Raw genomic sequence first — 22,046 nt, forward strand, 5'->3', positions numbered from 1 at the left:
ATGCAGGTTAAACGCTTCTTCGCCGCCGATATGCGTCAGGCCATGAAACTGGTCCGCGATGAGCTGGGCGCGGATGCCGCCATCATCGGCAACCGCCGGGTTGCCGGCGGTGTCGAGCTGACCGCGGCGCTGGACTACCAACCGCCGGCCGCGGCCAGCAAGCCGAACCCGGCGCTGGAAGCCGAGCTGCGCAAGACCCAGGCGCGCATCGCCCAGGCCCGTGCTGAACTGGACACGCCGGCCCGCGCCGCCGCCAGCCCGCGCAAGGATCGTCAATTGTACGGCGCCGAGCCGGCCAAGCGCCCGACCCTGGCCGAAGCCATGGCGGCCCCGGACGCTCCGGCAACCCCGGCGCCGGCTGCGGTCAGCCAGCAGTCGCTGGACGCGATGCGTTTCGAACTCAACGGCCTGCGCGAACTGCTCGAAGTGCAACTGGGCTCCATCGCCTGGAACCAGATGCAGAGCCAGCGGCCGAAACAGGCTGGCCTGTGGCGCCGCCTGCAACGCATGGGCGTGCCGGCCGACCTGGGTCGCCAGCTGCTCGAACGCGTCGCCTCCATCGCCGATCCCAAGCAGGCCTGGCGCATGCTGCTGGCGCACCTGGCACGCGCCATCCGCACACCCGACGAAGACCTGCTGGAACAGGGCGGGGTGATCGCCCTGGTCGGTCCGGCCGGCATGGGCAAGACCACCACCCTGGCGAAGCTTGCGGCCCGCTATGTGCTGAAGTACGGCGCACACAACCTGGCGCTGGTCAGCATGGACAGTTTCCGCCTGGGCGCGCAGGAGCAGATCAAGACGCTGGGGCGCATCCTCAATGTCCCTGTGATCCTGGTCGATCCCGGCCAGTCTCTGCTCCAGGCCATGGCTCCGCTGGCGCGCAAGCGCCTGGTGCTGATCGACACCGCCGGTCTGCCCGCCAGCGATCCGGCGCTGCGCATGCAGCTCGAAGCGCTGGCCGCGCAGAGCCTGAACGTGAAGAATTACCTGGTGCTGGCGGCAACCAGCCAGAGCCAGGTGCTCAAGGCCGCCTGGCACGCCTACCGCAGCTGCGGACTGGCCGGCTGCGTGCTGACCAAGCTTGACGAGGCCGGTAGCCTGGGCGAGGCGATGTCGCTCGTGATAGCACAACGCCTGCCTGTTGCCTATCTGGCGGACGGGCCGCGAATTCCGGATGATCTGCAGGTGGCGCGCGCGCACCAGCTGGTCAGCCGTGCGGTGAGCCTGCAGGTGCCCGAAGAGCCCTGCGAGGACACCATGGCCGGCATGTTCGCCGGCCTGTATCAGCAACCGGCAAGACACGCCGGCTAAAGGATTCCAGACGGGCACCGGAGACGGGGCCCACGGTGGCCGGATGGCCGCCAAGCGGATACGGATGCTCAAGGTAGATCCGTCACGCCAACTGCGGCCGAGCACCGCAGCTGGCAGGGTCCCGGTGGCGGGATCGTTGAAGAGACAAGGTAATTTTTATGGGTATGCATCCCGTTCAGGTAATCGCGGTCACCGGTGGCAAAGGCGGCGTAGGCAAGACCAACGTCTCGGTGAATCTGTCCATGGCGCTGGCCGACCTCGGCCGTCGCGTCATGCTGCTCGACGCCGACCTCGGCCTGGCCAACGTCGACGTCTTGCTGGGCCTGCAGCCCAAGCGCACGCTGGCTGACGTCATCGAGGGCGAATGCGACCTGCGCGACGTCATCCTCCAGGGACCGGGCGGCATCCGCATCGTCCCGGCGGCGTCCGGCACGCAGAGCATGGTGCAGTTGTCGCCGATGCAGCACGCCGGCCTGATCCAGGCGTTCAGCGATATCAGCGAAAACATCGACGTGCTGGTGGTGGATACCGCCGCCGGCATCGGCGATTCGGTGGTGAGCTTCGTCCGCGCCGCGCAGGAAGTCCTGCTGGTGGTGTGCGACGAGCCGACCTCGATCACCGACGCCTACGCCCTGATCAAGCTGCTCAACCGCGACCACGGCATGACCCGCTTCCGCGTGCTGGCCAACATGGCGCACAGCCCGCAGGAAGGGCGCAACCTGTTCGCCAAGCTGACCAAGGTCACCGACCGCTTCCTCGACGTGGCGCTGCAGTACGTCGGCGCGATTCCGTACGACGAATCGGTGCGCAAGGCGGTGCAGAAGCAGCGCTCGGTCTACGAGGCCTTCCCGCGCAGCAAGGCGGCGCTGGCCTTCCGCGCGATTGCACAGAAGGTCGACAGCTGGCCGCTGCCGGCCAACCCCCGTGGCCACCTGGAGTTCTTCGTGGAGCGCCTGGTGCAGAATCCCACCGCGGGTTCGACCGTATGATGAGCGGCTCCGGAGCGCGTATGTACACGAAAGCACAGGCGCAGAACTCCCAGGAACAGCTGATCCAGCGTTACGCACCGCTGGTGAAGCGGATCGCCTACCACCTGCTGGGCCGCCTGCCGGCCAGCGTGCAGGTCGAGGACCTGATGCAGGCCGGCATGATCGGCCTGCTCGAGGCGGCGAAGAAATACGACTCCGGCAAGGGCGCGAGCTTCGAGACGTACGCGGGCATCCGCATCCGCGGCGCCATGCTCGACGAAGTGCGCAAGGGCGATTGGGCACCGCGTTCGGTGCATCGCAACACGCGGATGGTCAGCGACGCGATCCGTGCCATCGAAGCGCGCACCGGACGCGACGCTAAAGATCAGGAAGTTGCTGCCGAACTCAATATGAGTCTCGACGATTACTACGCGATCTTGAGCGACACCCAGGGCAGTCGCCTGTACAGCTTCGACGACCTGTTGCAGGAAGGGGCCCAGGGGCCGGCGGAAGACACCTCGCACCTGGACAACGAACCCTCCCACGGTCTGGAGGACGAGCGTTTCCAGGCGGCGCTGGCCGATGCCATCACCAAGCTTCCCGAGCGCGAGCGCCTGGTGCTGGCGCTGTACTACGACGAAGAGCTCAACCTCAAGGAGATCGGCGAGGTGCTCGGGGTCAGCGAGTCGCGGGTCAGCCAGTTGCATAGCCAGTGCGCAGCGCGCCTGCGGGCAAGGTTGTCGGAGTGGCGCGCGCACTAAGTGCACGGAAGTAACGGAATTTTCCGACGGGACGTATAGAATCCCGCCGGTCCGACGATCACTGGCGAATGGCCAGGCGATTCGTCGAAAGGGCAGAGCGGCGAACAGCGGCTCGGCGCCAGACAAGCAACAAGGCAGGTGCCGCCTCGGCACTCGCCAAAGGGTATTCAAGGTGCGCCTGCAGCGGCGCACCGGGACTGGACGGAGGCAGGCTTGGACAAGAACATGAAAATTCTCATCGTGGACGACTTCTCCACGATGAGGCGCATCATCAAGAACCTCCTGCGCGACCTGGGGTTCACCAACACCGCGGAAGCCGACGACGGCACCACCGCGCTGCCGATGCTGCACAGCGGCAATTTCGACTTCCTCGTCACCGACTGGAACATGCCCGGCATGACCGGCATCGACCTGTTGCGTGCAGTGCGCGCCGACGACCGCCTGAAGCACCTGCCGGTGCTGATGGTGACCGCCGAAGCCAAGCGCGACCAGATCATCGAAGCGGCCCAGGCCGGGGTCAATGGCTACGTGGTCAAGCCTTTCACCGCTCAAGTGCTGAAAGAAAAGATCGAGAAGATTTTCGAGCGGGTCGGCTGATTCCGACCAAGAGGGCGTCATGGAGCTCGTCAACGATTCCACGGGTGACTTCGAGTCGACCCTGAAAAAACACGCGCGCGATTTGGTCGAGAGCCTGGAGCGCGGCGAGGTGCAGCAGGCCGTGCAGCTCATCCAGGAGCTCAACCAGACCCGCGATCGCGGCCTCTACCAGGAGGTCGGCAAGCTCACCCGCGAACTGCACAACGCGATCGTCAATTTCCAGATCGATCCGAATTCCCGGCACGCCGCGGAAATGTCGCAGATCGCCGATGCCACCGATCGTCTGTCCTACGTGGTGACGATGACCGAGAAGGCCGCCAACCGCACGATGGACCTGGTCGAGGAGTGCTCGCCGCTGCTCACGCACATCGAGCACGAGGCCAAGGACCTGCAGGAACAGTGGTCGCGCTTCATGCGCCGCGAGATCGGTCCGGATGCCTTCCGCGACCTGGCCAAGCGCGTCGAGCAGTTCCTCTACGTCAGTGCCCAGGACAGCCGCAAGCTGTCTGCACACCTGAACGACATCCTGCTCGCACAGGATTTCCAGGACCTCACCGGGCAGGTGATCAAGCGCGTCACCAAGCTGGTCACCGAGGTCGAGAGCAACCTGGTCAAGCTGGTCTGGATGGCTGGGCAGGTGGACCGCTACGCGGGCATCGAGCACGACCACCAGGGCATGCGCGACGAAGTCGAAAAAGAAAGATCGTCCAAGGGTGAAGGTCCGCAGATCGCTGCCGATACAAGGAAAGACGTCGTGTCCGGTCAGGACGATGTCGACGATCTGTTGTCCAGCCTTGGATTCTGAAGTGCGCAAACGCGCCGTGGGGAGCACCGAATGAGCTTCGACGCCGATGACGAAATCCTCCAGGACTTCCTGGTGGAGGCCGGCGAGATTCTCGAGCAACTGTCCGAGCAGCTGGTCGAGCTGGAAAGCCGACCCGATGACATGGACCTGCTCAATGCCATCTTCCGTGGTTTCCACACCGTCAAGGGTGGGGCAGGTTTCCTCCAGCTGAACGCGCTGGTGGAGTGCTGCCATATCGCCGAGAACGTCTTCGACATCCTGCGCAAGGGCGAACGCCGCGTCAGCTCCGAGCTGATGGACGTGGTCCTGCAGGCGTTGGATACGGTCAACGTCATGTTCAGCCAGGTGCGCGACAACGAGGAGCCGACTCCGGCCTCCGCCGAGTTGCTCGCCGCGCTGTCGCGCCTGGCCGAGCCGGGCGGTGACGAGGAAGAGGCCATTGCTGAAGTTGCTGCCCCCGTGGCCGCTGCCGAAGTCGAGGCTCCAGTTGCCGAGCCGGCCGCCTATGGCGACATCACCGATGCCGAGTTCGAGCAACTGCTCGATGCCCTGCAGCCGGGCGCCGAAGCGGCCGCGCCGGTCGAACAGCCGGCCCCGGCCAGCGAAGCCGGCAGTGACGAAATCACCGACGACGAGTTCGAAGCGCTGCTCGACCAGCTGCATGGCAAGGGCAAGTTCAGCGCTGCCAGTGAGTCGGCTCCGGCCGCTGCTGCGCCGGCGGCCCCGGCCGCGCCTGTCAGTGCCGAAGGCGACGAGATCACCGACGACGAGTTCGAAGCGCTGCTCGACCAGTTGCATGGCAAGGGCAAGTTCGGCGCCCCCGCCGAGGGCGAAGTGGCAGCGGTTGCTGCTGCGCCCGCCGCACCCGCCGCCGAAGCTCCCGCGCCGGCCGCCGGTGGCGACAACATCACCGACGACGAATTCGAGGCGCTGCTGGATCAGCTGCACGGCAAGGGCAAGTTCGGCGATGCGCCGGAAGGCCCGGTTGCTGCCGCCGCTGCTCCCGCTCCTGCGCCGGCCAAGCCGGCCGCCGTGGCCAAGCCCAAACCGGCTGCGGCCAAGCCTGCCGAGAGCCCGCGCCAGGCCAGCGCGCCGGCCCCGGAGAAGAGCGCCAACGAGGCCGAAACCACGGTGCGCGTGGACACCGCGCGCCTGGACGAGATCATGAACATGGTCGGCGAACTGGTGCTGGTGCGTAACCGCCTGGTGCGCCTGGGCAGCAACAGCGGCGACGAAGCCATGGCCAAGGCCGTGGCCAACCTCGACGTGGTCACCGCCGATCTGCAGATGTCGGTCATGAAGACCCGCATGCAGCCGATCAAGAAGGTCTTCGGCCGCTTCCCGAGCCTGGTCCGCGACCTTGCGCGCAACCTGAAGAAAGAAATCAACCTCGAGCTGGTGGGCGAGGAAACCGACCTCGACAAGAACCTGGTCGAGGCCCTCGCCGATCCGCTGGTGCACCTGGTGCGCAATGCCGTGGACCACGGCATCGAGTCGCCCGAGGAGCGCGAAGGCTCCGGCAAGCCGCGTGGCGGCCGGGTGGTGCTGTCGGCCGAGCAGGAAGGCGACCACATCCTGCTGTCCATCTCCGACGACGGCAAAGGCATGGACCCGGACATCCTCCGCGCCAAGGCGGTGGAGAAGGGCCTGCTGGACAAGGATGCCGCGGACCGCCTGAGCGAGTCGGATTGCTACAACCTGATCTTCGCCCCGGGCTTCTCGACCAAGACCGAGATCTCCGACGTCTCCGGCCGCGGTGTCGGCATGGACGTGGTGAAGACCAAGATTTCCCAGCTCAACGGCATCATCAACATCTACTCGACCAAGGGCCAGGGCTCGAAGATCGTCATCAAGGTCCCGCTGACCCTGGCGATCATGCCGACGCTGATGGTCATGCTCGGCAGCCAGGCCTTCGCCTTCCCGCTGGTCAACGTCAACGAGATCTTCCACCTCGACCTGTCCAAGACCAACGTGGTCGACGGCCAGGAAGTGGTGATCGTCCGCGACAAGGCGCTGCCGCTGTTCTACCTCAAGCGCTGGCTGGTTCCCAGCGAAGCGCATGAGGAACAGGGCGAGGGCCACGTGGTGATCCTTTCCGTGGGCACCCAGCGCATCGGCTTCGTGGTCGATCAGCTGGTCGGCCAGGAGGAAGTAGTGATCAAGCCGCTGGGCAAGATGCTGCAGGGCACGCCAGGCATGGCCGGTGCGACCATCACCGGCGACGGGCGCATCGCCCTGATCCTCGACGTACCGAGCATGCTCAAGCGCTACGCACGACGTATCTGATCCGACGCGCGCGGGGACGCCCGCGCGCCAAGACCCCTAGGGAGTGTTTATGGCAGTCAAAGTCCTGGTGGTGGACGATTCGGGATTCTTCCGTCGCCGCGTCTCGGAAATCCTCTCCGGCGATCCGCAGATCCAGGTGATCGGCACGGCCACCAACGGCCGCGAGGCCATCGATCAGGCGCTGGCGCTCAAGCCCGACGTGATCACGATGGACTACGAGATGCCGATGATGGACGGCATCACCGCGGTGCGGAACATCATGCAGCGCTGCCCGACGCCGGTCCTGATGTTCTCCTCGCTGACCCACGAAGGCGCCCGCGTCACCCTCGACGCCCTGGACGCCGGCGCGGTGGACTACCTGCCGAAGAACTTCGAGGACATCTCGCGCAATCCGGACAAGGTGCGCCAGATGCTCTGCGAGAAGGTGCACAGCATCGCCCGCGCCAATCGTCGCTACGCCTCGTTCCACACCACGCCGGCGACCAGTACGCCGCCGGCGGCCAGCGGCGGGTTCTCCGCTCGGCCGGCCACGGCTCCTGCGCATGCGCCGGCTGCCCCGGCTGCTGCGGCGACCAGCGCCGCCCCAAAGCGTAAGCCCTACCGGCTGGTCGCCATCGGTACCTCCACCGGTGGGCCGGTGGCGCTGCAGCGGGTCCTGACCCAGCTGCCGGCCAACTTCCCCGCGCCCCTGGTGCTGATCCAGCACATGCCGGCGGCCTTCACCAAGGCTTTCGCCGAGCGCCTGGACAAGCTCTGCAAGATCACCGTCAAGGAAGCCGAGGACGGCGACCTGCTGCGTCCCGGCGTGGCCCTGCTGGCGCCAGGCGGCAAGCAGATGATGGTCGACGCGCGCGGCGCGGTGCGCATTCTTCCCGGCGACGAACGCCTGAACTACAAGCCCTGCGTCGATGTGACCTTCGGCTCGGCATCCAAGGCCTATGCCGACAAGGTACTGGCGGTGGTCTTGACCGGCATGGGCGCGGACGGCCGCGAAGGTGCGCGCATGCTCAAGCAGAGCGGCAGCCAGGTGTGGGCCCAGGACGAAGCCAGCTGCGTGATCTACGGCATGCCGATGGCCATCGCCAAGGCCGGCCTGGCCGACGCCATCTACAGCCTCGACGACATCGGCCGGCATATCACCGAGGCCTGCGCATGACTCCGGAGGCGAGCTGAATGGATGTGCTCAGCCTGGTCGGCCTGATCCTCGCGCTGGTCGCCATCATTGGCGGCAACTTCCTCGAGGGTGGGCACATCAGTGCCCTGGCCAACGGCCCGGCGGCGCTCATCGTGGTCGGCGGCACCCTGGCGGCAGCTTTGCTGCAGACGCCGGTGCCGGTACTCAAGCGCGCCCTGACGATGCTGCGCTGGGTCGTGCTGCCGCCCAGGGTCGATCTGCCTGGCGGCATCAACCGCGTGGTCGGCTGGAGCATGACCGCGCGCAAGGAAGGCCTGCTGGGCCTGGAAGTGGTGGCCGACGCCGAGCGCGATCCTTACGCCCGTAAGGGCCTGCAACTGCTGGTCGACGGCGTCGAGCCCGAATCCATCCGCAGCATCCTCGAGGTCGACCTGTTCAACCAGGAAGGCCGTGACCTGCAGGCCGCGAAGGTATTCGAGGGCATGGGCGGTTACGCGCCGACCATCGGTATCATCGGCGCCGTCATGGGCTTGATCCACGTGATGGGCAACCTGGCCGACCCCAGTCAGCTCGGCAGCGGTATCGCCGTGGCCTTCGTCGCCACCATCTACGGTGTGAGCTTCGCCAACCTCTTGCTGCTGCCGATCGGCAACAAGCTCAAGAGCATCGTCATGCGCCAGTCGAGCTATCGGGAGATGCTCATGGAGGGGCTGCTGTCCATCGCCGAGGGCGAAAACCCACGCTCCATCGAATTGAAGCTGCAAGGCTTCCTCGGTTGACCGGAGTCGCGCCATGGCCCGTCGTCCCCACCGTGAGGAGCATGAGAATCACGAACGCTGGCTGGTGTCCTACGCGGACTTCATCACCCTGCTGTTCGCCTTCTTCGTGGTCATGTACTCGATTTCCTCGGTCAACGAGGGCAAGTACAAGATCCTCTCGGAAACCCTGACCGGCGTCTTCAACCAGCCGGACCGCTCGATCAAGCCGATCCCGGTTGGCGACGACCGCCCGCGCACCACCCAGCAGCCCAACGACAGCATGCAGCAGGGCGGTGAGGACAATGTCGACGGCGACCCGCTGACGCAGATTGCCGATGCGGTGCGCTCGCAATTCGGCGAGCTGATCAAGAGCGACCAGCTGAGCGTGCGCGGCAACGAGCTGTGGATCGAGATCACCCTCAATTCCAGCCTGCTGTTCCCCAGCGGCGACGCGCTGCCCAACGATGCGGCCTTTACCATCATCGACAAGGTCGCCGGAATTCTGGCGCCCTATCGCAACCCGGTGCACGTCGAAGGCTTCACCGACAACGTGCCCATCCACAACGCTCAATACCCCACCAACTGGGAATTGTCCGCCGCGCGCGCGGCGAGCATAGTGCGTCTTCTGGCGCAGGACGGCGTCGCGCCATCGCGTCTGGCAGCGGTGGGTTACGGCGAGTTCCAGCCGCTGGCCGACAACGCCACGGCCGAAGGCCGGGCGCGCAATCGCCGGGTGGTGCTGGTGATCTCCCGCAACCTGGAGGTGCGCCGCAGTGTCAGCGGTGTGGGTAGCGCCAGGGCACAGCCGGACGCGACTTTGCGGCAGGCTGGCACGCAATCTGCACCACAGCCTGTCAACGAGGCTTCCGCGACCGGTGCCGTCAAATCACCGTCGCCGACGCCGGGGGGCTGAGTCGAATGAACTGCAACAACCGGGCATCCGGATCGGGGAGAACAGCATGAAAGTCTGGGCGGTTGCCAATCAGAAGGGCGGCGTCGGCAAGACCACTTCGTCCATCGCCCTGGCCGGCCTGCTGGCCGATGCGGGCAAGCGCGTGGTGGTGGTCGACCTGGACCCGCATGGCTCCATGACCAGCTACTTCGGGCATGATCCGGATTCCCTCGAACACAGCGTGTTCGACCTGTTCCAGCACCAGGGCGCGGTGCCCGAGGGGCTGCCGCAGCAATTGCTGCTGCCGACCAGTCACGAACGCATTGCGCTGCTGCCGTCGAGCACTGCGCTGGCTACGCTGGAGCGCCAGTCGCCTGGGCAGAACGGCCTCGGCCTGGTGATCTCAAAGGCCTTGGCCCAGCTCTGGCAGGAATTCGACCATGCCATCATCGACAGCCCGCCGCTGCTCGGTGTGCTGATGGTCAACGCCCTGGCGGCCAGCCAGCACCTGGTGATCCCGGTGCAGACCGAGTTCCTCGCCCTGAAAGGCCTGGAGCGCATGGTCAACACCATCAACATGATCAACCGCTCGCGCCGCCAGGCCTTGCCGTTCAGCATCGTGCCGACCCTGTTCGACCGCCGTACCCAGGCGTCCATCGGTGCCCTGCGCGTGTTGCGCGACACCTATCCGGAAACCCTTTGGCCTGCGTTCATTCCGGTGGACACCCGCCTGCGCGATGCCAGCCGCCACGGCCTGGTGCCGTCGCGCCACGACGCCAACAGCCGCGGCGTGATCGCCTACCGCGCACTGCTCAAGCACCTGCTCGGTCAGGTGCCGGCGAGCCAGGTGGCCTGACCATGCTTTTCCGACGAGAACCATCAAGTCCGGCCCAGGTCCTGCCGATAGGCTGCTTAACCCTTTTGCGCGGATTATCTGCATGAGCCGTTCCGCTACCGCCACTCGCCCCCAGCTCGCGCTGCAGTCCTACCTGGACGCGCTGCTGCAGGAGGCCACATTCGAAGATGCCTTCGCCGAGCCCGAGGCTCCTGCGCCCGCGCCGGTACAGCCGACTCCGGTGCTCGTTGCGCCGCTGACCCTGGTTGCCGAAGCGCCTGTCGTGCAGCCGGTTGCAGAGCCGGTGGTCGAAACGCCGGTGGTCGAGAGCGTCAGCCTGGATGAGTTCGAGGCTGCGGTGCTCGAAGAGCAGGTGCGCGATGCGCGCCTGCACGCGCCGCGCACCGAAGCCCCGGTGGTCGAGCCCGAAGTGGTGGTTGCCACGCCGGAGCTGCCGGTCGAAGCCGAAGTCATCGATTTACACGTTCCGGGCAGTGCACAGATGCCGGCCGCGCCGCTGGCACTGCTCGACGACGGTCGCCCGACCTGGGCTGCCGAGCCCTTCGAGTGCCTGCTGTTCGACGTCGCCGGGCTGACCCTGGCGGTACCGCTGGTGTGCCTGGGCTCGATCTACCCGCTCGCCGGCAAGGAGCTGACGCCGCTGTTCGGTCAGCCGGACTGGTTCCTCGGCATCCTGCCCGGCCAGGCCGGCAACCTTAAGGTGCTCGACACCGCACGCTGGGTGATGCCCGAGCGCTACCGCGAGGACTATCGCGAAGGCTTGCAGTACGTGATTTCCGTGCAGGGCTACGAATGGGGCCTGGCGGTACACCAGGTCAGCCGCTCGGTGCGCCTGGACCCGTCCGAGGTGAAGTGGCGCAGCCAGCGCGTGCAGCGCCCGTGGCTGGCCGGCACGGTGATCGAACAGATGTGCGCGTTGCTCGATGTCTCGGCCCTCGCCGGGCTGATCGACAGCGGCGCTGCGCGCAACCTGGGGCGCGGCTGAGCAGCCGGCCCGGTAATTCTTTGAACGACAACCGCCGCGCCCATTCGCAGGCGCGGCAGCACACGAGAGGCTAGGGGATATGAACAAGACGTCAGCGCAAGGTGCCGAAGATCCGATTCTGCAGTGGGTCACCTTCCGCCTGGACAACGAAACCTATGGCATCAACGTGATGCAGGTCCAGGAAGTGTTGCGCTACACCGAGATCGCTCCGGTGCCGGGCGCGCCCAGCTACGTGCTGGGGATCATCAACCTGCGCGGCAACGTGGTCACCGTGATCGACACCCGCCAGCGCTTCGGCCTGGATCCGGCGCCGGTCTCGGACAACACCCGCATCGTCATCATCGAGGCGGACAAGCAGGTGGTCGGCATCCTGGTCGATAGCGTCGCCGAAGTCGTCTACCTGCGTCAGTCGGAAATCGAGACCGCGCCCAACGTCGGCAACGACGAGTCGGCGAAGTTCATCCAGGGCGTCTGCAACAAGAACGGCGAGCTGCTGATCCTGGTCGAACTCGACAAGATGATGACCGAGGAAGAGTGGTCGGAGCTGGAGAGCATCTGACATGTGGGTCGCGGTGGCGTTGCTGGTGGTCGCGTGCTTGGCGCTGGCGGGGTTCAGCGTCTGGCTGCTGCTTGGGCAGCGCCGCCAGGCTGCGTTGCTGGTCCAGCAGGCCTCGCAGATCGCAGCGCAAGAGCTGCGCCTGAAGGAACTGGCCAAGCGCGGCGAGGCCTACCAGCGGGTCAACGTGCGCATGGGCGAAGAGCTCGGCGAGCTGCGCAAGCAGGTCGCCACGCTGCCCGAGCGCCTGGCGCGCCTGGAGCAGCGCGATCCCACCAGCCTGTCCTTCAGCCAGGCCGCGCGCCTGGCCGGCATGGGCGCCTCGGCCGCCGACCTGACCCAGGCCTGCGGGCTCTCCCAGGCCGAAGCGGACCTGATCGCGCGCCTGCATCGGGGCGGCAAGGTCCAGGAGTAAGGCCGTTCCCAACCACCCCGGCGAGATTGTCTGTGCCGAGAGGGGGCTGCCAGTTGGGAGTCAGGCTACAGAAGAATCAGACTTATCTGATCGGAGCGACAAGGGTGGCTCGGTAGATTGGCGTGCATTTCGCCATGTCGAGGAGCCACTCCATGCTTCCAGCATCCCGCCGGGTCCTGGTTTTCTGTCCGCACCACGGCTGCCTGCAGCAATTCGCCATCTGGCTCAATCGCCTCGAGGTCTACCACCTGAGTCTCTGTACGAGCATCGAGGAAGTGGAGGCCACGCTGGCAAATGGGCAGCGCTACAGCCTGTTCATCTACGACGATTTCTCCCGCGAAGACCTGGATCACCTGCAGCGCTTGGCGCACGAAGCGTCCATCGAGCAGTTCCTGCTGATCGGCGGTTTCAACGAGCAGGAACGGCTCGACCTGTTGCGCTGGGCCTGGAGCCGTCGTGTTCCTCTGCTGCCGGTACTGGCGCGCCCGTTCGGCCTGGCGCACTTGCGCCAGGCGCTGGCTGCGCTGGTCGATTACAGCGTCGTCGAACCGCGCACGAAGCCGCGGCTGCAGGCCGCGCCGGATGCGTTCAATGCGTCGCTCAGTGATGTTGCTCGGCCGCTGGGTCGACGGGCAGGTTGCTAGGCCCGGCCAGCAGCGCCTGGTTGCCTGGGCGCGGGGCGGGGCTCTTGCCCTTGAGGTACCAGGCGAAAGCGATGATTTCCGCCATGGTGCGATACAGCGCTTCCGGAATGGCGTCGCCCAGCTCCAGGCGCGCCAGCAGTTTGACCAGCTCACCGTTCTCGTAGATAGGCACCTGATGCTCGCGGGCGATGGCCAGGATGGCCTCGGCCAGCTCGGCGTCGCCCTTGGCGCTCAGGGTCGGTGCGCTCTGCCCGTCGTAGTTCAGGGCAATGGCCTGGCGGGGGCGGTTCTTGTTGCTCTTCATGCCTTTTCGTCCACCCAGCGTTGTTCCAATGCCGTGCGCATTCCCTGCGGCGGCTTGCCCTTGTGGCAGCACAATTCGCGCACCGTGAAGCCGGCGTTCTGCAGGCGTTCGCGCAGGTGTCCCAACTCCCGGTCGATCAGGCGCACGGTGTTATCGCGCTCCGCCCACAGCTGGCTGCTCAGGCCCAGCGGCGCCAGCATCGCTTGCACCTGCAGCGGCCCGAGCGGGTCGAGGTCGAAGGCCAGGTCCAGGCGCCAGATGCTCTCGCGAGGTTGCTCCTGCTCGCGCTCGCTACGCCCTTCTTCCTGCTGGACGCGCACTTGCAGCGGCAAGACGCCGTCGCCGTGGCGCATCGGGATTTCCAGCTGCCAGGTGTTGAGCTGGCCGCCGCCGGGCAACGGCTCGCTCTGTACCAGGCTGCTCAGTTGATGGGTCTGCAGGCGGGCCAGGGCGGCGCTGGCAAGCTTGAGCAGGGTTTCCAGGTCTTCCTCCTGCTCCTGTTCCAGCTGCTTGAATTGCCGGTTCGGTAGCGGGAAGTCGCTGCCCTGCACGCGCGGGGTGCCGTTCTGGTTGAGGGTGCCCAGGGCGTTGCGGACGAAGGCCGGCAGGCTACGCGCCAGGTTCGCGGCGGCGCCATTGGCGAAGTTCGCCAGCAGGCCCGGACTGGTATCGGGGCCACCTTCGCCGACATCGGGCAGCAACTGGTTGATCAGCCGCAGCAGGTTGGCCTTGTAGTCGCTTCCCTGGGGGCCATTGCCCTGCAGCAAGTGCGCCTCGAGGAAGCTGCCGCTCTGCTGCAGCGCCTGGGCGACGCCCTTGGGATCGCTGAGCTGGCGGGCGTCGGGCAAGCCGGCAAGCAGTTGCTCGACGGCTGTGCGCAGTGGCTGTGGCAGATCGCTGCCACTTTTGACCAGGTTCTGCAGGGCGCTGACCAGGCCTTCGGGAGACGCCTGGCGGGCCTGCTGCACGCCCAACTGGTTGTTCAGTTCGAGGCGGTCGAGGCGGCCTGCCAGCGGCAGGAAGAGCAGGGCGCGGCTGTCCTGCACCTGCGCGCTCAGCAGGGTGCCGGTTCGCACCGGGCGGCTTGAGTCGATATCCAGAACGCGCCCGGCCAAGGCGCCACCGATCAGACTGAGGAGCACCCGGTAGCTCGCCGGCTGCGCCTGCGTGCCGCCCTGCGGCGTACTCGACAGCACCTTGCCCTGTACCAGGCTGCCGACCGGCAATTGGTCGAGGTCCAGGCTGGTCAGCGGCAGACTTTCGTCGAGCTGTTGGACGGTGGAAGAGAGCAGCGTGGCGGCAAGGCTGGTGCCGGTGAGGGCCGAGATGGTCAGGCTGCTGCCCTTGGGCAGCGCTTGCGGGCTGTCGGCAACCACCAGGGCCTGTTGGCCGCTGGCCAGGGTAAGGCGCAACAGCAACTGGAAATTCAGAGGTTCCTGCCGGGCTGCGAGGACTTCCGCGTGGGCGCTTTGCCCCGGCTGGAGCAGGTCGCCGATGCTCTGCGCGAGCTTGAACGAAAGCTCCGCGGCGTTCAGTGTGGCGCGCGATTGCGGCAGGATCGGGAGCGGGCGGGAGGCGCCAATCTCGCTCGGCATGGAGTCTTCTACCAGGGGCCCCGACCTGAGTCGGTGCGGCGAAAGGACGCCGCAGGCCCTCACAAAGTGTCAAAAATGCCGGCGCCGGGGCCGGAATGCGGCGTGTATAATGCGCCGCCCTTGGCCACTATAGCGGCCTGCCGAGCACCGACTTTAGCCTGATTTCGCTTTTCCGACGGGGGCCGATGCCTTGACCAGTCCGCTTCTCGAAACCGTGGCGCTCGCCTGCGAGCGGGACTGGCGCATGCTCTTCGAGCGGCTCGACCTGCGCCTGGGCGCCGGCGAGATGCTGCAGGTAGTCGGCCCCAACGGCAGCGGCAAGACCAGCCTGCTGCGCCTGCTCTGCGGCCTGATGCAGCCCACCGACGGCGAAGTGCGACTCAACGGCAAACCCCTGGAACACCAACGCGGCGAACTGGCCCGCAGCCTGCTGTGGATCGGCCACGCCGCGGGCATCAAAGGGCTGCTGACCGCCGAGGAAAATCTCGCCTGGCTCTGCGCCCTGCATCAGCCGGCCGACAAAGCCTCGATCTGGCGAGCGCTGGAGGCGGTCGGCCTGCGCGGTTTCGAAGACGTTCCCTGTCACACCCTTTCTGCCGGCCAGCAGCGCCGCGTGGCACTGGCACGCCTATACCTGGACGCGCCGCCGCTGTGGATTCTCGATGAACCCTTCACCGCCCTCGACAAGCAAGGTGTCGCCCAGCTTGAGGAGCACCTGGCGCAACATTGCGAGAAGGGCGGTTTGGTGGTGCTGACCACGCACCACACGCTGACCCGCATGCCCAAGGGCTATCGCGACCTGGACCTCGGCCAGCACGCCCGGGCGATGGCGGGGGAGGGTGCATGAGCAACGTCTTCGGCCTGCTCCTGGCGCGCGAGGCGCGCCTGCAGTTCCGTCGCCCGGCGGAGCTGGCCAACCCGCTGGTGTTCTTCGCCATCGTCATCGCCCTGTTCCCGCTCGCCGTCGGCCCGGAAAGCCAGATGCTGCAGAACCTCTCGCCGGGCTTGGTGTGGGTAGCGGCGCTGCTGGCGGTGCTGCTGTCGCTGGACGGCCTGTTCCGCAGCGATTTCGAGGACGGCTCGCTCGAGCAGTGGGTCCTTTCGCCGCACCCGCTCCCCCTTCTGGTCCTGGCCAAGGTGCTGGCACACTGGCTCGTTTCGGGGCTGGCCCTGGTCCTGCTGTCGCCGCTACTGGCCCTGATGCTGGGTTTACCGGTACGCTGCCTGCCGGTGCTGTTGCTGTCGCTGTTGCTCGGAACCCCGGTGCTCAGCCTGCTCGGCGCGGTCGGCGCGGCGCTGACCGTTGGCCTGAAGCGTGGTGGACTGCTGCTGGCGTTGCTGATCCTGCCGCTGTACATCCCCGTCCTGATTCTTGGAAGTGGCGCCCTGCAGGCGTCGCTGCAAGGGCTGCCGACCGCCGGGCACCTGCTCTGGCTGGCCAGTCTGACCGCGTTAGCATTGACGCTGACACCCTTCGCCATCGCTGCCGGCCTGAAGATCAGCGTGGGCGAGTGACACCTGCCGGGGGCGCGCAAGCGGCGCCGGCAACTAGAAGAAGTGCCCTGACAGACAGAGCCTGATGATGAACTGGACTTGGTTTCACAAGCTTGGGTCGCCCAAGTGGTTCTACGAGATCAGCGGTCGCTGGTTGCCCTGGTTTGCCGTCGCTGCAGCGCTGCTGATCGCCGTCGGCCTGGTCTGGGGCCTGGCCTTCGCGCCGCCGGACTACCAGCAAGGCAACAGCTTCCGAATCATCTATATCCACGTGCCGGCGGCGTTCCTGGCGCAGTCCTGCTACGTGATGCTGGCGGTGGCCGGCGCCATCGGCCTGATCTGGAAGATGAAGATCGCCGACGTCGCCGTGCAGTGCGCTGCGCCCATCGGCGCCTGGATGACCTTCGTCGCGCTGGTCACCGGCGCCATCTGGGGCAAGCCGACCTGGGGCGCCTGGTGGGTCTGGGACGCGCGCCTGACCTCGATGCTGATCCTGCTGTTCCTCTATTTCGGCGTGATCGCCCTCGGCCAGGCGATCGGCAACCGCGACAGCGCGGCCAAGGCCAGCGCCGTGCTCGCCATTGTCGGCGTGGTGAACATCCCGATCATCAAGTACTCGGTGGAGTGGTGGAACACCCTGCACCAGCCGGCCACCTTCACCATCACCCAGAAGCCGGCGATGCCCGCTTCCATGTGGGTGCCGCTGCTGATCATGGTGCTCGGCTTCTACTGCTTCTTCGCCGCCGTGCTGCTCGTGCGCATGCGCCTGGAAGTGCTGAAGCGCGAGTCCCGCGCATCCTGGGTTCGCAGCGAGGTAGAGCGCGCATTATGAGTTTCCAGTCGTTCTCCGATTTCCTCGCCATGGGGCATCACGGTCCGTACGTGTGGTCGGCCTACGGCATCAGCCTGGTGGTGCTGGCGCTCAACGTGGCCATGCCGCTGCTGGCCCGCAAGCGTTACCTGCAAGAAGAGGCGCGCCGTCTGCGCCGGGAGGCCAACAAGTGAATCCGGTTCGCAAGAAACGCCTGTACATCGTCCTCGCCATCGTCGCCGGCGTAGGGGCTGCTGCCGCCCTGGCGCTGTCTGCGCTGCAGCAGAACATCAACCTGTTCTACACGCCGACGCAGATCGCCAACGGCGAGGCGCCGCACGACACGCGCATCCGCGCCGGCGGCATGGTCGAGAAGGGGTCGCTCAAGCGCTCGGCCGATTCGCTGGACGTGCAGTTCGTGGTCACCGACTTCGCCAAGGAAGTCACCGTGAAATACCGCGGCATCCTCCCCGACCTGTTCCGCGAAGGGCAGGGCATCGTGGCCCTGGGCAAGCTCGACGAGAACGGCGTGCTGACCGCCGACGAAGTGCTGGCCAAGCACGACGAGAAATACATGCCGCCGGAAGTCACCAAGGCGCTGAAGGACAGCGGCAAGCTCGGCCAGGTCGAGTCCGCCAAGCCCGGCAACGTCGCCCAGGGGAGCAACTGAGATGATCCCGGAACTCGGCCACCTGTCCCTGATCCTCGCCCTGTGCATGGCGCTGGTGATGTCCAGCTTCCCGCTGATCGGCGCCTGGCGCGGCGATCGCCAGTGGATGAGCCTGGCGCGCCCGGCAGCCTGGGGGCAGTTCAGCTTCCTCGTCTTCGCCTTCGCCTGCCTGGCGTGGGCGTTCCTGCATGACGACTTTTCCGTCGCCTATGTGGCCAGCAACTCCAACAGCGCGCTGCCCTGGTACTACAAGTTCAGCGCCGTGTGGGGCGCCCACGAGGGCTCGCTGCTGCTCTGGGCGCTGATCCTCGGCGGCTGGACCTTCGCCGTGTCGATCTTCTCCCGCGAGCTGCCCGAAGAGATGCTGGCGCGGGTGCTGGCGGTGATGGGCATGATCAGCACCGGCTTCCTGCTGTTCCTGATCATCACCTCCAACCCCTTCTCGCGCCTGCTGCCGCAGTCGCCGGCCGACGGCAACGACCTCAACCCGCTGTTGCAGGACCCGGGCCTGATCATCCACCCGCCGATGCTCTACATGGGTTATGTCGGCTTCTCGGTGGCCTTCGCCTTCGCCATCGCTGCATTGCTCGGCGGCCGCCTCGACGCCGCCTGGGCGCGCTGGTCGCGGCCCTGGACCCTGGTGGCCTGGACCTTCCTCGGCATCGGCATCGTGCTCGGCTCCTGGTGGGCCTACTACGAGCTGGGCTGGGGCGGTTGGTGGTTCTGGGACCCGGTGGAAAACGCCTCCTTCATGCCCTGGCTGGTGGGCACCGCGCTGATCCACTCGCTGGCGGTGACCGAGAAGCGCGGGGTATTCAAGAGCTGGACGGTGCTGCTGGCCATCGCCGCCTTCTCGCTGAGCCTGCTGGGCACCTTCCTGGTCCGCTCGGGCGTGCTGACTTCGGTACACGCCTTCGCCTCCGACCCGGAGCGCGGCGTGTTCATCCTCGCCTTCCTGCTGCTCGTAGTCGGCGGCTCCCTGACGCTGTTTGCCCTGCGCGCGCCGGTGGTGAAGAGCCAGGTCGGCTTCGCCCTGTGGTCCCGCGAGACCCTGCTGCTGCTGAACAATGTGGTGCTGGTGGTGACCGCCGCGATGATCCTGCTCGGCACCCTCTATCCGCTGGTGCTCGACGCTATCAGCGGGGCCAAGCTGTCGGTCGGCCCGCCGTACTTCAATGCCCTGTTCATCCCGCTGATGGCGGCGCTGATGCTGGCCCTGACCGTCGGCGTGCTGGTGCGCTGGAAAGGCACTCCGGGCGAATGGCTGCTGCGCATGCTCACGCCTGTGCTGATCGCCACCGTAGTGCTGGGCGGCCTTGCCACCTTCGCCTATGGCGACCTGCACTGGCAGGTGCTGGCAGTCTTCCTGCTGGCCGCCTGGGTGGTGCTGGGCGGCGTGCGTGATTTCCTCGACAAGGTCCGCCACAAGGGTGTGATCGCCGGGGCTGCCAGCCTCAATCGCAGCTATTGGGGTATGCAGGTGGCGCACTTTGGCATTGCCGTTTGCGCCATCGGCGTGGTGCTGACCAGCCAGTTCAGCGCCCAGCGCGACCTGCGCATGGCGCCGGGCGATCGAGTCGAACTGGCCGGCTACCAGTTCGCCTTCGAGGGCACCAAGCACTTCGAAGGCCCCAACTTCACTTCCGACAAGGGCACCATCCGCGTCACCCGTGACGGTAGCGAAGTGGCCGTGCTGCACCCGGAGAAGCGCCTGTACAGCGTGCAGCGCTCGATGATGACCGAGGCCGGCATCCACGGCAGCCTGACCCGCGACCTCTACGTCGCCCTGGGCGAGCCGCTGGACAACGGTGCCTGGGCCGTGCGCCTGCACATCAAGCCGTTCGTGCGCTTCATCTGGCTGGGCGGTCTGCTGACCGCACTCGGCGGCGTGCTGGCGGCGCTCGACCGACGCTACCGGCTGAAAGTGAAAACCAAGGTGCGCGAGGCCCTGGGCCTGGCCGCCGGACAGGGAGCCTGAATTTGAAGCGTGCGATCCTGCTGTTGCCGCTGGCGATCTTCCTGATCGTCGCGGTATTCCTCTACAAGGCGCTGTGGAAAGACCCGTCCGAGCTGCCCTCGGCGCTGATCGACAAGCCGTTCCCGGCCTTCTCGCTGCCTGGCGTGCTGGAACCGAACCGCACCTTCACCTTGGCAGACCTCAAGGGCCGGCCGGCGCTGGTCAACGTATGGGGCACCTGGTGCCCGACCTGCCGCTTCGAGCATCCGGTGCTGACCCAGCTGGCGGAGCAGGGCGTGGTGATCGTCGGGATCAACTACAAGGACGACAACGCCGCCGCGCAGAAGTGGCTGAACGAGCTGCACAACCCCTACGTGCTGAACATCGCCGACGCCCAGGGCACCCTGGGGCTGGACCTGGGCGTGTACGGCGCGCCGGAAACCTACCTGATCGACAAGAACGGCATCATCCGCCACAAGCTGGTCGGCGCCGTCGACGAGAAGGTCTGGCGCGAGCAGCTCGCGCCGATCTACCAGGGCCTGGTCGACGAGGCGGGTGGCAAATGAAGCGCCTGCTTGCCGTGGCCCTGCTGGGCCTGACCTTGTGCGGCGTGGCACGCGCTGCGATCGACACCTACGAATTCCCCGACGAAGGCGAGCGCCAGCGTTTCCGCGACCTGACCACCGAGCTGCGCTGCCCGAAGTGTCAGAACCAGGACATCGCCGACTCCAATGCGCCCATCGCCGCCGACCTGCGCAAGCAGATCTACGAGCAACTGAAACAGGGCAAGAGCGACGACCAGATCGTCGACTACATGGTCGCCCGCTACGGCGATTTCGTGCGCTACAAGCCGCCGGTCAACGAGCGGACCTGGCTGCTCTGGTTCGGCCCGGCTGCCTTGCTGGGCTTCGGTGTGCTGGTGATCGGCGTCATGGTGGCGCGTCGCCGCCGCGGTGCCAGCGGCGCTGCCTCCACGCTGTCCGCCGAGGAACAGGCTCGTCTGAATCAATTGCTGGATAACCAAGACAAATGATCGACTTCTGGCTCGCCGCCGGCCTGCTGTTGCTGGTGGCCATGGCTTTCCTGCTGATTCCGCTGTTGCGTGGCCGTCGCGCCCAGACCGAGGAAGACCGCACCGCCCTCAACGTCGCCCTGTACAAGGAGCGTCTCGCCGAACTGGCCGCGGAACACGCTGCAGGCATTCTCGACGACGCCCAACTGCAGGCCGGCCGCAACGAGGCCAGCCGCGAACTGCTGGCCGACACCGAAGGTGATGGCGAACGCCGCTCGCGCCTGGGGCGCGTGGCTCCGCTGATCGCCGTGGTACTGCTGCCGTTGCTCGGTCTTGGGCTCTACCTGCACTGGGGCGCCAGCGACAAGCTCGCCCTGGCCCGTGAATTCGCCCAGCCGCCGCACTCGATGGAAGAGATGACCGCGCGTCTGGAGAAGGCCGTGAAGGCCCAACCGGATTCCGCCGAAGGCTGGTACTTCCTCGGCCGTACCTACATGACCCAGGAGCGCTTCACCGACGCCGCCGCCGCCTTCGAGCGCGCCGCCACGCTTTCCGGTCGCCAGGCCGAAGTGCTTGGCCAGTGGGCGCAGGCGCTGTATTTCGCCAATGGCAAGAAGATGGCCGGTCAGCCGCAGACGGTGGCCGACGAGGCGCTCAAGCAGGACCCGCACGAAGTCACCACCCTCGGCCTGCTGGGCATCGCAGCCTTCGAGGACAAGCGCTACGCCGACGCCGCCGGCTACTGGCAACGCCTGGTCGAGGTGCTGCCGGGCGACGATCCTTCGCGCGAGGCGATCCAGAGCGGCATCGAACGCGCTCGCCAACGCCTTGCCGAGCGCGGCGAGAGCCTGCCGGAAGCCCCGGCTGCACCGGCCAGCAACGGTTTGCAGCTGAAGGTCGAAGTCAGCCTGAGCGACGCGGTGAAAGGGCAGGTCAAGCCGGACGACAGCGTCTTCGTCTTCGCCCGTGCGGTGAACGGCCCGCCCATGCCGTTGGCGGTCAAGCGCCTGAAGGTCGCCGATCTGCCGCGCGCGGTCACGCTCAGCGATGCCGACGCCATGATGCCGCAGCTCAAGCTGTCGGCCTTCCCCAATGTCGAGCTGGTGGCGCGCGTGTCGCGTGCCGGCAATGCGATCAGCGGGGAATGGATCGGACGCAGCCAGCCGTTGTCTACTACTGCCGGTGCGGGCGATCAGGCAGTGACCATCGACAGCCCGGACTCGCATTGACCGAA

The 22,046-nt window shown here is 66.5% G+C and carries 25 protein-coding genes; 23 read left to right on the plus strand and 2 right to left on the minus strand.

Features of this window, described 5'->3' with window-relative positions; genetic code table 11:
* The 14 genes from flhF (at position 1) to PKB_RS08355 (ending at position 12,969) form a co-directional block, all read left to right on the plus strand.
* On the plus strand, positions 1-1,311 hold the full coding sequence (gene flhF / locus PKB_RS08290) for a flagellar biosynthesis GTPase FlhF (RefSeq protein WP_043250696.1): 1,311 nt from the start codon (positions 1-3) through the stop codon (positions 1,309-1,311).
* 158 nt (positions 1,312-1,469) lie between these two features.
* Complete coding sequence (gene fleN / locus PKB_RS08295; RefSeq protein ID WP_197539247.1) at positions 1,470-2,300, plus strand: flagellar synthesis regulator FleN; 831 nt, start codon at positions 1,470-1,472, stop codon at positions 2,298-2,300.
* A complete protein-coding gene (gene fliA / locus PKB_RS08300; protein ID WP_043250698.1) occupies positions 2,297-3,040 on the plus strand; it encodes an RNA polymerase sigma factor FliA in 744 nt (247 codons plus the stop codon). The genes fleN and fliA overlap by 4 nt, the downstream gene beginning before the upstream one ends.
* Before the next feature lie 225 nt (positions 3,041-3,265).
* On the plus strand, positions 3,266-3,637 hold the full coding sequence (locus PKB_RS08305; protein ID WP_156958006.1) for a chemotaxis response regulator CheY: 372 nt from the start codon (positions 3,266-3,268) through the stop codon (positions 3,635-3,637).
* 19 nt (positions 3,638-3,656) lie between these two features.
* Positions 3,657-4,442, plus strand: coding sequence for a protein phosphatase CheZ (locus PKB_RS08310; protein ID WP_043250700.1), 786 nt, complete (start codon positions 3,657-3,659; stop codon positions 4,440-4,442).
* Between the two features lie 30 nt (positions 4,443-4,472).
* Positions 4,473-6,728: a chemotaxis protein CheA gene (locus PKB_RS08315; RefSeq protein WP_043250702.1), complete on the plus strand. Its 2,256-nt coding sequence runs from the start codon at positions 4,473-4,475 to the stop codon at positions 6,726-6,728.
* A gap of 49 nt (positions 6,729-6,777) precedes the next feature.
* Positions 6,778-7,884: a protein-glutamate methylesterase/protein-glutamine glutaminase gene (locus PKB_RS08320; protein WP_043250704.1), complete on the plus strand. Its 1,107-nt coding sequence runs from the start codon at positions 6,778-6,780 to the stop codon at positions 7,882-7,884.
* 17 nt (positions 7,885-7,901) lie between these two features.
* Positions 7,902-8,642, plus strand: coding sequence for a flagellar motor protein (locus PKB_RS08325; RefSeq protein WP_043250706.1), 741 nt, complete (start codon positions 7,902-7,904; stop codon positions 8,640-8,642).
* Between the two features lie 13 nt (positions 8,643-8,655).
* A complete protein-coding gene (gene motD / locus PKB_RS08330) occupies positions 8,656-9,534 on the plus strand; it encodes a flagellar motor protein MotD (protein WP_043250709.1) in 879 nt (292 codons plus the stop codon).
* A 46-nt stretch (positions 9,535-9,580) separates the two neighbouring features.
* The gene (locus tag PKB_RS08335) at positions 9,581-10,369 is read left to right on the plus strand and encodes a ParA family protein (RefSeq protein ID WP_043250711.1); all 789 of its coding nucleotides are present in this window, start codon (positions 9,581-9,583) and stop codon (positions 10,367-10,369) included.
* Between the two features lie 82 nt (positions 10,370-10,451).
* A complete protein-coding gene (locus PKB_RS08340; protein WP_084166588.1) occupies positions 10,452-11,354 on the plus strand; it encodes a CheW domain-containing protein in 903 nt (300 codons plus the stop codon).
* 79 nt (positions 11,355-11,433) lie between these two features.
* A complete protein-coding gene (locus PKB_RS08345; RefSeq protein WP_043250714.1) occupies positions 11,434-11,913 on the plus strand; it encodes a chemotaxis protein CheW in 480 nt (159 codons plus the stop codon).
* Position 11,914: 1 nt separating this feature from the next.
* A complete protein-coding gene (locus PKB_RS08350) occupies positions 11,915-12,325 on the plus strand; it encodes a DUF2802 domain-containing protein (RefSeq protein ID WP_043250716.1) in 411 nt (136 codons plus the stop codon).
* A gap of 152 nt (positions 12,326-12,477) precedes the next feature.
* Positions 12,478-12,969: a hypothetical protein gene (locus PKB_RS08355; RefSeq protein WP_052355209.1), complete on the plus strand. Its 492-nt coding sequence runs from the start codon at positions 12,478-12,480 to the stop codon at positions 12,967-12,969.
* Here the strand turns inward: PKB_RS08355 and PKB_RS08360 are convergent.
* Both PKB_RS08360 and fliK read right to left on the minus strand, forming a co-directional pair.
* Positions 12,926-13,273, minus strand: coding sequence for an EscU/YscU/HrcU family type III secretion system export apparatus switch protein (locus PKB_RS08360; protein WP_052355210.1), 348 nt, complete (start codon positions 13,271-13,273; stop codon positions 12,926-12,928). The two genes, PKB_RS08355 and PKB_RS08360, sit on opposite strands and share 44 nt — an antisense overlap.
* Complete coding sequence (gene fliK / locus PKB_RS08365) at positions 13,270-14,868, minus strand: flagellar hook-length control protein FliK (protein WP_043250718.1); 1,599 nt, start codon at positions 14,866-14,868, stop codon at positions 13,270-13,272. Before fliK ends, PKB_RS08360 begins: the two co-directional genes overlap by 4 nt.
* Positions 14,869-15,058: 190 nt before the next feature.
* On the opposite strand from fliK, the gene ccmA reads away from it, so the two are divergent.
* From ccmA to ccmI, 9 genes are all read left to right on the plus strand, one after another.
* Complete coding sequence (ccmA, locus tag PKB_RS08370) at positions 15,059-15,715, plus strand: cytochrome c biogenesis heme-transporting ATPase CcmA (RefSeq protein ID WP_043250721.1); 657 nt, start codon at positions 15,059-15,061, stop codon at positions 15,713-15,715.
* Positions 15,712-16,383, plus strand: a complete 672-nt coding sequence (gene ccmB, locus PKB_RS08375) for a heme exporter protein CcmB (RefSeq protein ID WP_043250723.1) — start codon at positions 15,712-15,714, stop codon at positions 16,381-16,383. Before ccmA ends, ccmB begins: the two co-directional genes overlap by 4 nt.
* Before the next feature lie 64 nt (positions 16,384-16,447).
* Positions 16,448-17,194, plus strand: coding sequence for a heme ABC transporter permease (locus tag PKB_RS08380; RefSeq protein ID WP_156958007.1), 747 nt, complete (start codon positions 16,448-16,450; stop codon positions 17,192-17,194).
* Positions 17,191-17,367 (plus strand): heme exporter protein CcmD, encoded by a 177-nt coding sequence (gene ccmD, locus PKB_RS08385; RefSeq protein ID WP_043250728.1) that lies wholly within the window; start codon positions 17,191-17,193, stop codon positions 17,365-17,367. The genes PKB_RS08380 and ccmD overlap by 4 nt, the downstream gene beginning before the upstream one ends.
* Positions 17,364-17,843, plus strand: coding sequence for a cytochrome c maturation protein CcmE (ccmE, locus tag PKB_RS08390; protein WP_043250730.1), 480 nt, complete (start codon positions 17,364-17,366; stop codon positions 17,841-17,843). The genes ccmD and ccmE overlap by 4 nt, the downstream gene beginning before the upstream one ends.
* A gap of 1 nt (position 17,844) precedes the next feature.
* Positions 17,845-19,821, plus strand: a complete 1,977-nt coding sequence (locus PKB_RS08395; protein ID WP_043250732.1) for a heme lyase CcmF/NrfE family subunit — start codon at positions 17,845-17,847, stop codon at positions 19,819-19,821.
* Positions 19,822-19,823: 2 nt separating this feature from the next.
* On the plus strand, positions 19,824-20,366 hold the full coding sequence (gene dsbE, locus PKB_RS08400) for a thiol:disulfide interchange protein DsbE (RefSeq protein ID WP_043250735.1): 543 nt from the start codon (positions 19,824-19,826) through the stop codon (positions 20,364-20,366).
* On the plus strand, positions 20,363-20,833 hold the full coding sequence (gene ccmH, locus PKB_RS08405; RefSeq protein ID WP_043250738.1) for a cytochrome c maturation protein CcmH: 471 nt from the start codon (positions 20,363-20,365) through the stop codon (positions 20,831-20,833). Before dsbE ends, ccmH begins: the two co-directional genes overlap by 4 nt.
* Positions 20,830-22,041, plus strand: coding sequence for a c-type cytochrome biogenesis protein CcmI (gene ccmI / locus PKB_RS08410; protein ID WP_043250740.1), 1,212 nt, complete (start codon positions 20,830-20,832; stop codon positions 22,039-22,041). The genes ccmH and ccmI overlap by 4 nt, the downstream gene beginning before the upstream one ends.
* Positions 22,042-22,046: the final 5 nt, after the last annotated feature.

The organism is Pseudomonas knackmussii B13 (genome assembly GCF_000689415.1).
GTDB classification, from domain to species: Bacteria; Pseudomonadota; Gammaproteobacteria; order Pseudomonadales; family Pseudomonadaceae; genus Pseudomonas; species Pseudomonas knackmussii.

Excerpts from the sequence above, each read along its gene's own strand:
- flhF (WP_043250696.1), top strand. The coding sequence starts at position 1 with ATGCAGGTTAAACGCTTCTTCGCCGCCGATATGCGTCAGGCCATGAAA.
- fleN (WP_197539247.1), top strand. The coding sequence starts at position 1,470 with ATGGGTATGCATCCCGTTCAGGTAATCGCGGTCACCGGTGGCAAAGGC.
- fliA (WP_043250698.1), top strand. The coding sequence starts at position 2,297 with ATGATGAGCGGCTCCGGAGCGCGTATGTACACGAAAGCACAGGCGCAG.
- PKB_RS08305 (WP_156958006.1), top strand. The coding sequence starts at position 3,266 with ATGAAAATTCTCATCGTGGACGACTTCTCCACGATGAGGCGCATCATC.
- PKB_RS08310 (WP_043250700.1), top strand. The coding sequence starts at position 3,657 with ATGGAGCTCGTCAACGATTCCACGGGTGACTTCGAGTCGACCCTGAAA.
- PKB_RS08315 (WP_043250702.1), top strand. The coding sequence starts at position 4,473 with ATGAGCTTCGACGCCGATGACGAAATCCTCCAGGACTTCCTGGTGGAG.
- PKB_RS08320 (WP_043250704.1), top strand. The coding sequence starts at position 6,778 with ATGGCAGTCAAAGTCCTGGTGGTGGACGATTCGGGATTCTTCCGTCGC.
- PKB_RS08325 (WP_043250706.1), top strand. The coding sequence starts at position 7,902 with ATGGATGTGCTCAGCCTGGTCGGCCTGATCCTCGCGCTGGTCGCCATC.
- motD (WP_043250709.1), top strand. The coding sequence starts at position 8,656 with ATGGCCCGTCGTCCCCACCGTGAGGAGCATGAGAATCACGAACGCTGG.
- PKB_RS08335 (WP_043250711.1), top strand. The coding sequence starts at position 9,581 with ATGAAAGTCTGGGCGGTTGCCAATCAGAAGGGCGGCGTCGGCAAGACC.
- PKB_RS08340 (WP_084166588.1), top strand. The coding sequence starts at position 10,452 with ATGAGCCGTTCCGCTACCGCCACTCGCCCCCAGCTCGCGCTGCAGTCC.
- PKB_RS08345 (WP_043250714.1), top strand. The coding sequence starts at position 11,434 with ATGAACAAGACGTCAGCGCAAGGTGCCGAAGATCCGATTCTGCAGTGG.
- PKB_RS08350 (WP_043250716.1), top strand. The coding sequence starts at position 11,915 with ATGTGGGTCGCGGTGGCGTTGCTGGTGGTCGCGTGCTTGGCGCTGGCG.
- PKB_RS08355 (WP_052355209.1), top strand. The coding sequence starts at position 12,478 with ATGCTTCCAGCATCCCGCCGGGTCCTGGTTTTCTGTCCGCACCACGGC.
- PKB_RS08360 (WP_052355210.1), bottom strand. The coding sequence starts at position 13,273 with ATGAAGAGCAACAAGAACCGCCCCCGCCAGGCCATTGCCCTGAACTAC.
- fliK (WP_043250718.1), bottom strand. The coding sequence starts at position 14,868 with ATGCCGAGCGAGATTGGCGCCTCCCGCCCGCTCCCGATCCTGCCGCAA.
- ccmB (WP_043250723.1), top strand. The coding sequence starts at position 15,712 with ATGAGCAACGTCTTCGGCCTGCTCCTGGCGCGCGAGGCGCGCCTGCAG.
- PKB_RS08380 (WP_156958007.1), top strand. The coding sequence starts at position 16,448 with ATGATGAACTGGACTTGGTTTCACAAGCTTGGGTCGCCCAAGTGGTTC.
- ccmD (WP_043250728.1), top strand. The coding sequence starts at position 17,191 with ATGAGTTTCCAGTCGTTCTCCGATTTCCTCGCCATGGGGCATCACGGT.
- PKB_RS08395 (WP_043250732.1), top strand. The coding sequence starts at position 17,845 with ATGATCCCGGAACTCGGCCACCTGTCCCTGATCCTCGCCCTGTGCATG.
- ccmH (WP_043250738.1), top strand. The coding sequence starts at position 20,363 with ATGAAGCGCCTGCTTGCCGTGGCCCTGCTGGGCCTGACCTTGTGCGGC.
- ccmI (WP_043250740.1), top strand. The coding sequence starts at position 20,830 with ATGATCGACTTCTGGCTCGCCGCCGGCCTGCTGTTGCTGGTGGCCATG.